The sequence below is a fragment of the Mycolicibacter kumamotonensis genome (assembly GCF_002086285.1).
Lineage (GTDB): Bacteria > Actinomycetota > Actinomycetes > Mycobacteriales > Mycobacteriaceae > Mycobacterium > Mycobacterium kumamotonense.
In genome coordinates this window covers 128,106-141,023 of record NZ_MVHU01000006.1, presented here as the reverse complement: position 1 = coordinate 141,023, position 12,918 = coordinate 128,106, and the positions used below count along the sequence as shown (strand labels likewise).

Sequence of the window (12,918 nt, the reverse complement as noted above, 5' to 3'; positions counted from 1 at the left end):
CCTGAAGGAGCGAAAACATGGGTTTCATCCAGGCGAATCTGCCGCAGGTCAACCCAGACGAGTTTCTGCGGAAGCCCCTGATGGAACGGGTCCACATCCTCGCCCTGAACTGGGTCGACAACGGATTCGGCACGCCCAGGATGGTTCACGTCATCTACCTCACGAAGCTGATTTTCTTCTTCGTTTTGGGCGGCATCACCATTGCGACGGCGACTTCGGGATTGCCGGCGTTCTGGCACGTCGCGCAATGGTGGAACCAACCCATCGTCTACCAAAAAGTGATCCTGTGGGTGGTGCTGCTCGAAGTCATCGGCGTGGCGGGCTCCTGGGGCCCGCTCGCCGGCAAGGTCAAGCCCATGACCGGCGGCATCCTGTTCTGGGCCAGGCCGGGCACCATCCGGCTGCGGCCGTGGAGATGGATGCCATTCACCGACGGTGACCGCCGCACCTGGTTCGATGTGATGGTCTACCTCGGGCTGCTGGTGAGCCTGGCAGTCGCGTTGTCCGCGCCCGGAGTGCACAGCGAGTCACTGTCAGAAGCCCTCCCGGCCAACACTTCCGGGCTCGTTGCGCCGGTGTTGCTGATCGCACCCATCGTCCTGCTGGTGCTCATCGGCCTGCGGGACAAGACGATCTTCCTGGCCGCGCGCGGCGAGCAGTATCTGCCGGCACTGTTCTTCTTCGCTGTGCTGCCGTTCTGGAATTTCACCAACATGATCATCGCGTTGAAACTGTTGATCGTGGTCGTCTGGCTGGGTGCGGGCATTTCGAAGTTCGGCAAGCACTTCTCCAACGTCATTCCGCCGATGATCAGCAACACCCCGCTCGTCCCCTTGAAGCAGCTGCGGCGTGCGCAGTATCGCGACTTCCCGCGGGACCTGCGCCCGTCGCGGATCGCGGACTTCATGGCTCATGCCCTCGGCACCACCGTCGAACTGGCCGCTCCGCTGGTCTTGCTGTTCTCCACGAACATGCGGTTGACGGTGCTGGCCGCATTGCTGATGGTCTGCTTCCACCTCTTCATCATCCTGACGTTCCCGCTGGCCGTGCCGCTGGAATGGAATGTGGTGTTCGGCTACACCACCGTCTTCCTGTTCCTCGGCTTCCCGGCCTGGGACGGCTATGCGGTCACCGAGATGTCCTCGCCGTGGCTGACGTTGGCGATCGTGGCCGGGTTGTGTTTCTTCCCGATCCTGGGCAATCTGCGTCCGGACAAGGTGTCGTTCCTGCCCTCGATGCGTCAATATGCCGGCAACTGGGCGTCGGCGGTGTGGGCATTCGCGCCCGGCGCCGAAGCAAAGCTGGACAAGGTCACCCGCTCGGCGCGCAACCAGGTCGACCAGTTCGTCGACTTCGGTTTCGAGCCGAAGTGGGCCGAGATCATCACGCAGCAGGCAATCGCCTGGCGGTGTATGCACAGCCAGGGCCGTGGCCTGCTCTCGGTGCTGCTGAAGAACCTGCCCGACCTCGACAGCCGGACCGTTCGCGAGGGGGAGTTCGCCTGCAACACCTTGATCGGGTTCAACTTCGGTGACGGGCACCTGCACGACGAAAACATGATCGCCGCCGTGCAACGACAGGCAGGTTTCGAGCCCGGAGAGCTCATCATCGTCTGGGTGGAGTCGCAGGCCAAGGACAGCAGCGTCCAGCACTACAAGGTGATCGACGCCGCACTGGGCGTCACAGAGCGCGGCACCTGGAGGGTCGCCGACGCCGTCGCCGAGCAGCCGTGGCTGCCCAACGGACCGATCCCGATTCAGGTCAGCTGGCCGCTCGCTGCGGCCGCCGACTCCGCCGGCCGATATCGCGAGCACAGCGCGCAACGGTAAGCCGCCCGTCCACACCGCCGTCTAGCCCGGCGTGCTGAGATGGCGTCGAACTCCTCCCGCTCGGCGCGGTGCTCAGACCTCCGCAACCATCAGGGTGTGCCCGGTCGGGTCGCGAAACCAGAACAGAGGCGGCACCGGCGCGCCCATCCGGGACACGTCGTCGACGTCGACGCCGAGTTCCCGCAACGCCGCGTGCGTTGCGCCGATGTCGCTGGTGGTCAACGTGATTCCGGTGACGGTCGGCACCACGTCCCCACCCTCCGGAGGCGGCGGCGCCAGCGCGATACCGGTCGTGCCGCTGGGCGGGTAGACCTCGATCCACCGGTAACCGCCGCCGAACTCTTCATCGGTGCGCTTCTCGAAGCCGAGCGACTCGTAGAACGCAACCGCCTTGTCCTGTTCTGGTGTCGGTATGCACACGAGGCTGATCGTCGTCAGGCCGGTGTTGGTAGCGGACATCATGCTCCTTACTTTGTTGGGATCAATCGGTGCCGTATGCCTGGGCGATCTCCGGGGAGCTCGCCCAGCGGCTGTAGGTGGGGTACTGCGGCCAGCCGTCCGGAGATTCCTGCCATACCTCCTGCCGCCCATGGGGAAGGACGTCGAGCAATCCGAACGTGTGGCTGAGCTGTTCGCAGCCACGACGGTTCGTGTACCAGGTGCGGTACGCCGTATCGCCGTGACGCAGAAAGACATTGAGCGCGAACTGGCCGCCCTCCGGGACGCCGATGTCGGCACCGAACGGGCTTTCGGCGGTGCTGTACCAGTCCATCCGGTTGCCCACCCGCCGCTTGTAGGCGACCGCTTCGTCGATCGGGCCCTGGGTGACGATGACGAACCGCGCGTCGTAGCCGGCCAGAAACTCCAGCCGGGTGAACTGCGAGGTGAACCCGGTACATCCCGGGCACTGCCACTCTTGGCAGGGAACCCACATGTGGTGGTAGACGATCAGCTGCCGCTTACCGTCGAACACATCGACCAATCGCACCGGGCCGTTCTCACCCTCGAGCACATACTCGGGCATGGCGACCATCGGCAGCCGGCGACGTTGCGCAGCGATCGCGTCGAGTTCGCGGGTGGCCGCCTTCTCCCGGACACGAAGGGCGTCCAGCTCACGCCGCCACGTCGATGGATCCACCACGGGCGGCAGTCCCAAAGTCGTCGACACGAACCCTCCCATTGTGATGTGTACGGTGTCTACATTGAGTATGTTGACACCGTACACTTCGACTCGAGGGGGCTGTCAAGAGGTGGCTGGAACAAAGGCCGGTTATCACCACGGCGATCTGTGCGCGGCACTGATCGACGCCGGTTTGCAGCTCACCCGGACCGGCGGCCCGGAGGCACTGACCATCCGGGAGGCGACCCGGCGCGTCGGGGTCTCCCCCAACGCCGCCTACCGGCACTTCGCCGACCGCGAGGCGCTGCTTGGCGCGGTCTCGATAGCGATCCAGGACCGGATGGCCGCACGCATGCTCAAACCGGTGAACCGGCGCGGTTCGGCGCAGACCAGGGCGCGCAATCAGCTGCGCGCAGTCGGTCTGGGCTACATCGAGTTTGCCTTGGACGAGCCGGGGTGGTTCGCCGTGGCGTTCTTCGGCGGTTCAGCGAGGCTCGACGGAGGAGAGGCGAAGCTGGGACCGCCGCATCGGCCGAGCCGTTCTGATCTCACCGCACAGGGCGACGACTGGGTCTCACCACCGTTTCAAGCACTGGTGGACGCGCTGGATGCGATGACGGACGCCGGTGTGCTGCAACCGAAACGGCGTGCCGGTGCGGAGTGGCCCTGTTGGTCCGCGGCACACGGTTTCGCCGAGCTGGCCCTGCACGGACCGCTGCGCGGCACCAGCCGTCACGAACTGGAGTCACTGGCCAGCCGCACGGTCGACGACGTCATCTCCGGGCTGGTGGGCTGACCTCACCGGGCGGACTGGTGGATGCCATTTCCGACGGCGAGCAGGAACGAGGTCAGGTCGCGGGTGAGGTCGTCGATCGACCGCGGCGGATCGGTCTCGTGTAGGAAATCCGCCACGGTCTCGAACAGACCCCCGACGGTGGCGACCGCCATCGCCCGGTAATCGATGTCTTCACCCGGCTTCGCCTTGCTGCGCCAGAACGACTCGACGACGTCGGCGGCCCACCTGCGGTTCTTGCGCCGTTGCGCCTCGACCCGCGGCGAGATACCGGTTGATTCCCGGAACGCCACCACCGCCACCCGGGGATCGTCGACCAGTGCGTGCGCGAACGCGGCGAGCACCCTGCGCACGGTGGCCTCTTCTGGCTCGTCGGGGGCGGCCTTGCCCAGCTCCTCGGCGATCTGCCGCTCGATGCGTTCACCGATCTCGTTCATCAGCGCCAGGTAGCAGTCTTCTTTGCTGTCGAACAGCTCGTAGAACGCCTTGTTACCGACATAGGCGGTCTGGCAGATCTGCTCGATCGAGGTGTTGGCGTAGCCGTCCCGCGCGAAGAGCTCAAACGCCGCGGCCAGAAGCTGTTCGCGACGCTGCGCGCGGCGCTGCTCGGCATCGAGCCCGCGGATCCTACGGCCCGCGGGCGTCGGAGTGCTGATCCCTCCCATGCCGCTGAAGTTTAATCGCCCAGACGCTCGATGATGGTGACGTTTGCCGTACCGCCACCCTCACACATGGTTTGCAATCCGTAGCGGCCCCCGGTTCGCTCCAACTCGTTCAGCATCGTGGTGAACAGTTTGGCGCCGGTAGCCCCTAGCGGATGCCCCAGCGCGATCGCCCCGCCGTTGGGGTTGACCTTGGCCGGATCGATCGGGAACTCCTTCATCCAGGCCTGCACCACCGGGGCAAAGGCCTCGTTGATCTCCACGACGTCGATGTCGTCGATGCTCAGGCCGGTCTTGTCCAGCGCATAGCGGGTGGCCGGGATCGGGCCGGTCAGCATGATCACCGGGTCATCGCCACGGGCGCTGATGTGGTGGATGCGGGCGCGGGGCTTAAGACCGTGCGCCTGCACTGCGCTTTCCGAGGCGAGCAGCACCGCGGCCGACCCGTCGCAGATCTGGCTGGAGACCGCGGCGGTCAGCCGGCCACCCTCGACCAGCGTCTTGAGCCCGGCCATCTTCTCCAGCGTGGTCTCGCGCGGGCACTCGTCGGTGTGGAACGAGGTGCCGTCCACATCGACCGGGATGATCTCGTTGTCGAAGCGACCTTCGGCGATCGCGGTGAACGCACGCTGGTGGCTCTGCAGGGCGAAACGCTCCATGTCTTCGCGGGAGATGTCCCAGCGTTCGGCGATCATCTCGGCGCCGCGGAACTGGGAGACTTCTTCGTCGCCGTAGCGCTTCAGCCACTTCTTCGACTCGTTGGTCGGCGAGGTGAACCCGAACTGCTCGCCGACGACCATCGCCGACGAGATCGGGATCCAGCTCATGTTCTGCACGCCGCCGGCCACGATCAGATCCGCGGTGCGCGACATGATGGCCTGCGCGCCGAAGGAGATCGCCTGCTGGCTGGAACCGCACTGACGGTCGACGGTGACCCCGGGCACCCCTTCGGGGTAGCCGGCCGCCAGCCACGCCAGCCGGCCGATATTGCCGGCCTGGCCGCCGATCGCGTCCACGCAGCCGGTGATCACATCGTCGACAGCGGCCGGGTCGACTCCGACCCGGTCCAGCAGGCCGCTGAACGCCAACGCGCCCAAGTCGATCGGGTGGATACCGGCTAGCGACCCGTTGCGCTTGCCGACGGCGGTGCGAACGGCGTCGATGACATACGCCTGGGAAACGTGCGCGACTTGTGACATATCAACTTCCTTCTTTGGTGATACCACCCAGCACGATGGCGAGGTATTGTCTGCCGACTTCTGCGGCGGTCAGTGGGCCACCGGGTTGGTACCAGCGCACCGATACCCAGGTGGTGTCACGGATGAAGCGATAGACCAGGTCGACGTCGAGGTCGGGCCGGAAACATCCCGCTTCAATGCCCTGCTGCAGCACGTCAAGCCACATCTTACGTTGCTGACGGTTGCGTTCGTCGACGTAGGAGAACCGCTCGTGAGACGAGAGCCGCTTGGCTTCATCCTGGTAGATGACGACTTGGGCGTGCCGACGCTCGATCGCATCGAACGACGCCAGGAACAGGCCCTTGAGGCGCTCCAGCGGATCGGTTTCGTGATCGACGATCTGCTGATAGCGGGCGAACAGCCAGTCCAGAAAGTCCCGCAGCACCTCGTCGACCATCTCCTCCTTGGAGGAGAAATGGTGATACAGACTCCCGGACAGGATCCCCGCGGCGTCGGCGATGTCGCGCACCGTCGTGGCACGCAGGCCGCGCTCGGCGATCATCGCCGCCGCCAGGTTCAGGAGTTCGTCACGGCGCGTCATGGCATCAGGCGCGCTGGCTGGAAACCGAGATGACCTCGCCGGTCAGGTAACTGGAGTAGTCGCTGGCCAAAAACGCGATGGTGGTGGCGATCTCCCACGGTTCGGCGGCCCGGCCGAACGCCTCCTGGTCGGCGAGCCGGTCCAGCAGCTCCGACGAACTGGTCTTCTCCAGGAACTTGTGCCGGGCGATCGACGGCGAGACGGCGTTGATCCGCACCCCGTACTCGACGGCTTCGATCGCACTGCACCGGGTCAGGGCCATGACGCCGGCCTTAGCCGCGGCATAGTGCGACTGCGAATGCTGTGCACGCCAACCCAATACGCTGGCATTGTTGACGATCACCCCGCCGTGGGACACGCCGCGGAAGTAGCGCAGCGCCGCCCGGGTCGCCCGCATCACCGAGTTGAGGGTCACGTTCAGCACGCGGTCCCACTCCTCGTCGGTCATGTCGACGACCGGGGTCTGCCCGCCGAGTCCGGCGTTGTTGACCAACACGTCGAGCCGGCCCATCTTCGCCACGGCCTCGTCGAACAGTGCGTCCACCGCGGCCGTGGAGGTGACGTCGCAGACGACCGCCTCCACCCGGCCCAGCCCGAGGCCGGCCAGTTCGTCGCGGGTCTCACCGAGGCGACGCTCGTGGTAGTCGGAGACCACCACGTCAGCACCTTCGAGCAGCGCACGACGCGCGGTGGTGGAACCGATCCCGGTGCCGGCCGCCGCGGTGACCAGCACCGTCTTGCCCGCCAACAGGCCGTGCCCGGCGATCTCTTCCGGCGCCTTGGACAGATCCGTGGACATATCGGTCGAGCTCATCCCTTCGCCTCCCGGGGTAGGCCGAGAACCCGCTCGGCGATGATGTTGCGCTGGATCTCGTTCGACCCGCCGTAGATGGTGTCGCTGCGGGTGAACAGGTAGAGCCGCTGCCACTCGTCGAACTCGCCGTCGCGCAACACCATCGAGTCGCGCCCGATCACGTCCATCGCCAGCTCGCCTAGGTCGCGATGCCAATTGGCCCACAACAGCTTCGACACGTTGTCCTGACCGGGCTGCTCCACGTCCATGGTGGCCAGCGCATAGGACCGCATCGATCGCAGCCCGACCCAGGATCGGGTCAGCCGCTCGCGGATCAACGGGTCCTCGGCGGCACCGTTGCGGGCCGCGAGCTCAGCCAGCGACGACAGTTCCCGGGCGTACCGGATCTGCTGACCCAGCGTCGAGACGCCACGCTCGAAGGTGAGCGTGCCCATCGCCACCTTCCAGCCGTCACCGGGCTCCCCGACCACCAGGTCGGCATCGGTGACCGCGTCGTCGAAGAACACCTCGTTGAACTCCGAGGTGCCGGTGAGTTGCACGATCGGGCGGATCTCGACGCCGGGCTGGTCCAACGGCACCAGCAGGTAGGACAATCCGTGGTGGCGCTTGGAACCCTTCTCGGTACGGGCCACCACAAAGCACCACTGCGACAGGTGCGCCAGCGAGGTCCACACCTTCTGGCCATTGATCACCCACCGGTCACCGTCGAGGACGGCCGTGGTGGCCACGTTGGCCAGGTCGCTGCCGGCACCCGGTTCGGAGTAGCCCTGGCACCACAGTTCGGTGACGTTGCGGATGCCGGGCAGGAAGCGCTGCTGCTGGGCAGGGGTGCCGAAGGCGATCAGGGTCGGCCCGAGCAGTTCCTCGCCGAGATGGTTGACCTTGTCGGGCGCGTCGGCGCGGGCGTATTCCTCGTAGAACGCCACCCGGTGCGCCACCGACAGGCCACGACCGCCGTGCTCCACCGGCCAGCCCAGGCAGGTCAGCCCGGCGTCGGCGAGGTGGCGGTTCCACGCCATCCGCTCCTCGAACGCCTCATGCTCGCGCCCGGGACCGCCGAGGCCCTTGAGCTTGGCGAACTCCCCTACCAGGTTGTCGGCCAGCCACGCGCGGACCTCGGCCCGGAACTCCTCGACTGCTTGCACCCTAGTAGGCTAACCTACCAAGCACTTGCTCGGCTACGCGCCGTCGAACCCGGCGAGCACCGGTGCTGCACGCCGATGATGCACTGCGGAGCGATCAGGAGAAGCGGCGCTGATGAGCAGCGGCGGCGACGAGGCAGTGTGAAGCGATGAGGAGGAGTGGCGCCATGGGCACTGATCCGCGCACCACGCCCGCGGCGCTGGACCACATCGCGCGGGCACTCCCCGACCATGACGCGCTGGTCGTCGACGACAACCGGTTCACCTACGCCCAGCTGCGCGAAGAGGTGCGCCGCGCCGCCGCCGCGCTGATGGCGCTGGGCGTGGCCCCCGGTGACCGGGTCGCACTGTGGTCGCCCAACACCTGGCACTGGGTGGTCGCCTGCCTGGGCACCCACTATGCCGGGGGCGTGCTGGTGCCGCTGAACACCCGCTACACCGCCTCGGAGGCCACCGACATCCTGGCCCGCAGCCAGGCCAAGGTTCTGCTCGGAATGGGCCGATTCCTCAAAGCCGACCGGCTCGCCGAGCTCGACCGTGGCGAGCTGCCCGCGCTCGAGCACGTCGTCCGGATACCCGTGGAAAAAGGGGACGCCGCGGCAGCGTCATCCTGGGACAAGTTCATCGCCGCCGGTGCGCCGATAACCGACGAAGAGGTCGACGCGCGGGCGGCAGCTGTCGGGCCCGAGGACCTGTCCGACATCCTGTTCACCTCGGGCACCACCGGCCGCAGCAAAGGTGTGCTCTGTGCGCACCGCCAGTCGTTGGCCGGTCCGGCGGCGTGGGCGGAGTGCGGGCAGATGACCGAGCAGGACCGCTACCTGTGCATCAACCCGTTCTTCCACAACTTCGGCTACAAGGCCGGGATCCTGGCCTGCCTGCAGACCGGGGCGACCCTGATCCCGCAGCTGACCTTCGATCCGGCCGCAGCGCTGCGCGCCATCGAGGAGCACCAGATCACCGTGCTGCCCGGGCCGCCGACGATCTATCAGACCCTGCTGGACCACCCCGATCGCGGCCGTTATGACTTGAGTTCGCTGCGGTTCGCGGTCACCGGGGCCGCCACCGTCCCGGTCGTGCTGATCGAGCGGATGCAGACCGAACTCGACATCGACGTCGTGCTCACCGCCTACGGGCTGACCGAGTCCGGCGGGTTCGCCACCATGTGCCGCGCCGACGACGACGCCGTCACCGTCGCCACCACCTGCGGGCGCCCGATCGCCGACTTCGAGCTGCGCATAGACGGTGCGGAATCCGGGGAAGTGCTGCTGCGCAGCGCCAACATCATGCTCGGCTACCTCGACGACGCCGAGGCCACCGCCGCGGCCATCGACGACGACGGCTGGCTGCACACCGGCGACGTCGGCACCGTCGATGGGGCCGGGAACCTGCGGATCACCGACCGGCTCAAGGACATGTACATCTGCGGCGGCTTCAACGTCTATCCCGCCGAGATCGAACAGGTGCTGGCCCGGCTCGACGGCGTTGCCGACGTGGCGGTGATCGGGGTGCCCGACGAACGCCTCGGCGAAGTGGGCCGGGCATTCATCGTGCGCCGGCCCGGTTCGGATATGGACGAGGCGACCGTGATCGGCTATGCCCGTGAACATCTGGCGAATTTCAAGGCACCGCGATCGGTGACGTTCGCCGACTCCCTGCCGCGCAATCCCGGCGGCAAGGTGGTCAAGCATGAATTGAGGGAGTGGGCCTAGATGGACCTGAACTTAGATGCCGAGGTCGAGGAGTTCCGCCTGGAGGTCCGCGACTTCCTGGCGGCGAACAAGGACAAGTTCCCTGTCCTGTCCTACGACACCGCCGAGGGTTTCGAGCAGCACCGCCGCTGGGACAAGGTGCTCTACGACGCCGGCCTGTCGGTGATCGCCTGGCCCAAGAAGTACGGCGGACGGGATGCCAGCCTGCTGCAGTGGGTGGTCTACGAGGAGGAGTACTTCCGCGCCGGCGCACCGGGCCGGGCCAGCGCCAACGGCACCTCCATGCTGGCGCCGACGCTGTTCGCGCACGGCACCGAAGAACAGCTGGGCCGGGTGCTGCCGAAGATGGCTAGCGGCGAGGAGATCTGGGCGCAGGCCTGGTCGGAGCCGGAGTCCGGCAGTGACCTGGCATCGCTGCGCTCGACCGCGACCAAGGTCGAGGGCGGCTGGAAACTCAACGGGCAGAAGATCTGGAGCTCGCGGGCCCCGTTCGGCGAGCGGGGTTTCGGATTGTTCCGCTCCGACCCGGAAGCCCAGCGCCACCACGGGCTGACCTACTTCATGTTCGACCTCAAGGCCGACGGGGTCACGGTGCGGCCCATCGAGCAGCTCGGCGGCGAGACCGGTTTCGGTGAGATCTTCCTCGACGACGTGTTCGTTCCGGACAACGACGTGATCGGTGTGCCGAACGAGGGCTGGCGCGCCGCGATGAGCACGTCGAGCAACGAGCGCGGCATGAGTCTGCGCAGCCCGGCCCGGTTTTTGGTGGGCGCCGAGAAGCTGGTGACGCTGTGGAAGGAGCACGGCAGCGACCCGGCGTTCACCGACCGGGTCGCCGATGCCTGGATCAAGGCGCAGGCCTACCGACTGCAGACCTTCGGCACCGTGACCCGGCTGGCCGCCGGCGGTGAGTTGGGCGCGGAGTCCTCGGTGACCAAGGTGTTCTGGTCTGAGCTGGACGTCGCGCTGCACCAGACCGGCCTGGATATCCGCGGCGCCGACGGCGAGCTGGCCGACGCCTGGACCCACGGCTATCTGTTCGCGCTCGGCGGCCCGATCTACGCCGGCACCAACGAGATTCAGCGCAATATCATCGCCGAGCGGCTGCTGGGCCTGCCCCGGGAGAAGAAGTGAAATTCGATCTAGACCAAGACCAGCGCGACTTCGCGGCCAGCATCGACGCCGCCCTCGGCGCCGCCGACGTGCCTGCCGCGGTGCGCACCTGGGCGCACGGCAACCCCGAGCCGGGCCGGCAGGTGTGGGGCCGGCTCGCCGAGCTCGGAGTCACCGCACTGGCCGTGCCGGAGGAGTTCGACGGCATCGGCGCCCACCCGGTGGATCTGGTGCTGGCCATCGAGGCGCTGGGCCGCTGGTGTGTGCCGGGGCCGGTGGTGGAATCCATTGCGGTGGCACCGGTGCTGCTTTCCGGCGCACCGGATGCCGGTGAACGGCTGGCCGCGCTCGCTGCCGGCGAACTGATCGCCACCGCGGCCCTTCCGCCGCACACCCCGCGCGCCCTGGACGCCGAGGTCGCCGACCTCGTCCTGCTGGCCGAGAACGGCAAGGCCGCCGCCGCACAGGCCGGCACCCGCCACGCCTCGGTGGACCCCAGCCGCGGCGCCTTCGACGTCACCGCAACCGGCCAGTCCTGGGACGCCGACACCGCGCGCGCCTACGAGGTCGGGGCACTGGCCACCGCCGCGCAGCTGATCGGCGCCGGGCAGGCCATGCTCAACACGGCCGTCGACTACGCCAAGCAGCGCACCCAGTTCGGCCGGGTGATCGGCGGCTACCAGGCGATCAAGCACAAGCTGGCCGACGTGCACATCGCTTTGGAGCTGGCCCGCCCGCTGGTGTACGGGGCGGCGATATCGCTGTCTGATTCCGCGGCCGGACCACTTTCTGCCGACACCGCCCGCGACGTCAGCGCCGCCAAGGTGGCCGCGTCCGACGCCGCCCTGCTGGCCGCGCACTCGGCGCTGCAGACCCACGGTGCGATCGGCTTCACCAGTGAATGCGACCTGTCGCTGTGGTTGCTGCGGGTGCAGGCCCTGCGCCCGGCCTGGGGTGATGCGACCGCCCATCGGCGGCGAGTGCTGGAGGCGATCTAGATGGCTGCCCACAACGAAGAACGCGACTTGCTGCGCCAGACCGTCGCCGCGCTGGTCGACAAGCACGCCACCCCCGAAGCCGTCCGCGCCGCGATGGAGTCCGAGCGCGGCTATGACGAGACGCTGTGGCAGCTGCTGTGCGAGCAGGTCGGTGCCGCCGCCCTGGTGGTGCCCGAGGAGCTCGGCGGTGCCGGTGGCCAGTTAGCCGATGCCGCAGTGGTTCTCGAGGAGCTCGGCAAGGCGCTGGTGCCCACGCCGCTGTTGGGTACCGTGCTGGCCGAGCTGGCACTGCTGGCCGCTGAGCAACCCGATGCGCAGGCTTTGGAGCAGTTGGCCGAGGGCGGTGCGATCGGGGCGGTCGTCTTCGACGCCGACTACGCGGTCAACGGGGATATCGCCGACATCGTGATTGGCACCGACGGCAACGAGCTCACCCGCTGGACCACCTTCAGCGCCGAGCCGGTGGCCACCATGGATCCCACCCGGAGGCTGGGCCGCATCACCGCCGAGGGCACCACGCCGATCGGAGCCGACCCCGGCATCGGCGACTACGCGGCGATCCTGTTGGCCGCCGAGCAGATCGCCGCGGCCACCCGCTGCCTGGACCTGACCGTGCAGTACACCAAGGATCGGGTGCAGTTCGGCCGGCCGATCGGCAGCTTCCAGGCACTCAAGCACCGGATGGCCGACCTGTACGTGGCGGTCTCGGCGGCCCGCGCCGTCGTCGACGACGCTCTCGCCGAGCCGTCGCCGACCTCCACCGCTCTCGCCAGAGTCGTTGCCAGCGAGGCATTCTCCAAAGTTGCCGCCGAGGCGGTTCAGCTGCACGGCGGCATCGCAATCACCTGGGAAAGCGACATCCAGCTGTATTTCAAACGGGCGCACGGCAGTTCGCAGCTGCTTGGTCAGCCCGCCGAGCACCTACGCCGGTTACACGCCGAGGTGCTCTGAAGGTC

At 67.3% G+C, this 12,918-nt stretch carries 13 protein-coding genes; 6 read left to right on the top strand and 7 right to left on the bottom strand.

All coding sequences use genetic code 11. The features are described 5' to 3' along the window. The first annotated feature begins 17 nt into the window (after positions 1-17). On the top strand, positions 18-1,829 hold the full coding sequence (locus BST28_RS06425; RefSeq protein WP_019735382.1) for a DUF3556 domain-containing protein: 1,812 nt from the start codon (positions 18-20) through the stop codon (positions 1,827-1,829). 72 nt (positions 1,830-1,901) lie between these two features. Here BST28_RS06425 and BST28_RS06420 read toward each other — a convergent pair whose 3' ends face one another. After that, on the bottom strand, positions 1,902-2,291 hold the full coding sequence (locus BST28_RS06420) for a VOC family protein (RefSeq protein WP_019735381.1): 390 nt from the start codon (positions 2,289-2,291) through the stop codon (positions 1,902-1,904). Positions 2,292-2,310: 19 nt separating this feature from the next. Beyond that, the gene (locus BST28_RS06415; protein ID WP_029248848.1) at positions 2,311-2,997 is read right to left on the bottom strand and encodes a DUF899 domain-containing protein; all 687 of its coding nucleotides are present in this window, start codon (positions 2,995-2,997) and stop codon (positions 2,311-2,313) included. Positions 2,998-3,079: 82 nt separating this feature from the next. Here BST28_RS06415 and BST28_RS06410 point away from each other — a divergent pair, with 82 nt between their 5' ends. Continuing rightward, positions 3,080-3,745 carry a TetR/AcrR family transcriptional regulator gene (locus BST28_RS06410; protein WP_109560655.1) on the top strand — a complete coding sequence of 222 codons (666 nt, stop codon included), beginning with the start codon at positions 3,080-3,082 and terminating at the stop codon, positions 3,743-3,745. A 2-nt stretch (positions 3,746-3,747) separates the two neighbouring features. Here BST28_RS06410 and BST28_RS06405 read toward each other — a convergent pair whose 3' ends face one another. From BST28_RS06405 to ipdE1, 5 genes are read right to left on the bottom strand one after another with little or no spacing between them, the layout of a single operon-like run. Then, positions 3,748-4,407, bottom strand: a complete 660-nt coding sequence (locus BST28_RS06405) for a TetR/AcrR family transcriptional regulator (RefSeq protein WP_019737376.1) — start codon at positions 4,405-4,407, stop codon at positions 3,748-3,750. A gap of 11 nt (positions 4,408-4,418) precedes the next feature. Next, a complete protein-coding gene (gene fadA6 / locus BST28_RS06400; protein WP_019737375.1) occupies positions 4,419-5,603 on the bottom strand; it encodes a steroid 3-ketoacyl-CoA thiolase FadA6 in 1,185 nt (394 codons plus the stop codon). Position 5,604: 1 nt separating this feature from the next. Beyond that, entirely contained in the window at positions 5,605-6,183 is a 579-nt protein-coding gene (gene kstR2, locus BST28_RS06395; protein ID WP_019737374.1) for a TetR family transcriptional regulator KstR2, read from the bottom strand. A 4-nt stretch (positions 6,184-6,187) separates the two neighbouring features. After that, a complete protein-coding gene (ipdF, locus tag BST28_RS06390; RefSeq protein ID WP_019737373.1) occupies positions 6,188-6,982 on the bottom strand; it encodes a (5R,7aS)-5-hydroxy-7a-methyl-1-oxo-2,3,5,6,7,7a-hexahydro-1H-indene-carboxyl-CoA reductase in 795 nt (264 codons plus the stop codon). 11 nt (positions 6,983-6,993) lie between these two features. Beyond that, positions 6,994-8,142, bottom strand: coding sequence for an acyl-CoA dehydrogenase IpdE1 (gene ipdE1 / locus BST28_RS06385; RefSeq protein ID WP_019737372.1), 1,149 nt, complete (start codon positions 8,140-8,142; stop codon positions 6,994-6,996). Between the two features lie 164 nt (positions 8,143-8,306). Between ipdE1 and fadD3 the strand changes: the two genes are divergently transcribed. Genes fadD3 through ipdE2 form a run of 4 tightly spaced genes read left to right on the top strand, consistent with a single transcriptional unit; the run spans position 8,307 to position 12,913 of the window. Continuing rightward, a complete protein-coding gene (fadD3, locus tag BST28_RS06380; RefSeq protein ID WP_083080354.1) occupies positions 8,307-9,851 on the top strand; it encodes a 3-((3aS,4S,7aS)-7a-methyl-1,5-dioxo-octahydro-1H-inden-4-yl)propanoate--CoA ligase FadD3 in 1,545 nt (514 codons plus the stop codon). Beyond that, positions 9,852-10,985 carry an acyl-CoA dehydrogenase family protein gene (locus BST28_RS06375; RefSeq protein WP_019737596.1) on the top strand — a complete coding sequence of 378 codons (1,134 nt, stop codon included), beginning with the start codon at positions 9,852-9,854 and terminating at the stop codon, positions 10,983-10,985. It abuts the gene before it with no gap. Beyond that, complete coding sequence (locus BST28_RS06370) at positions 10,982-11,962, top strand: acyl-CoA dehydrogenase family protein (protein WP_019737597.1); 981 nt, start codon at positions 10,982-10,984, stop codon at positions 11,960-11,962. Before BST28_RS06375 ends, BST28_RS06370 begins: the two co-directional genes overlap by 4 nt. Then, positions 11,963-12,913, top strand: coding sequence for an acyl-CoA dehydrogenase IpdE2 (ipdE2, locus tag BST28_RS06365; protein WP_019737598.1), 951 nt, complete (start codon positions 11,963-11,965; stop codon positions 12,911-12,913). The last annotated feature ends 5 nt before the right edge of the window (positions 12,914-12,918 follow it).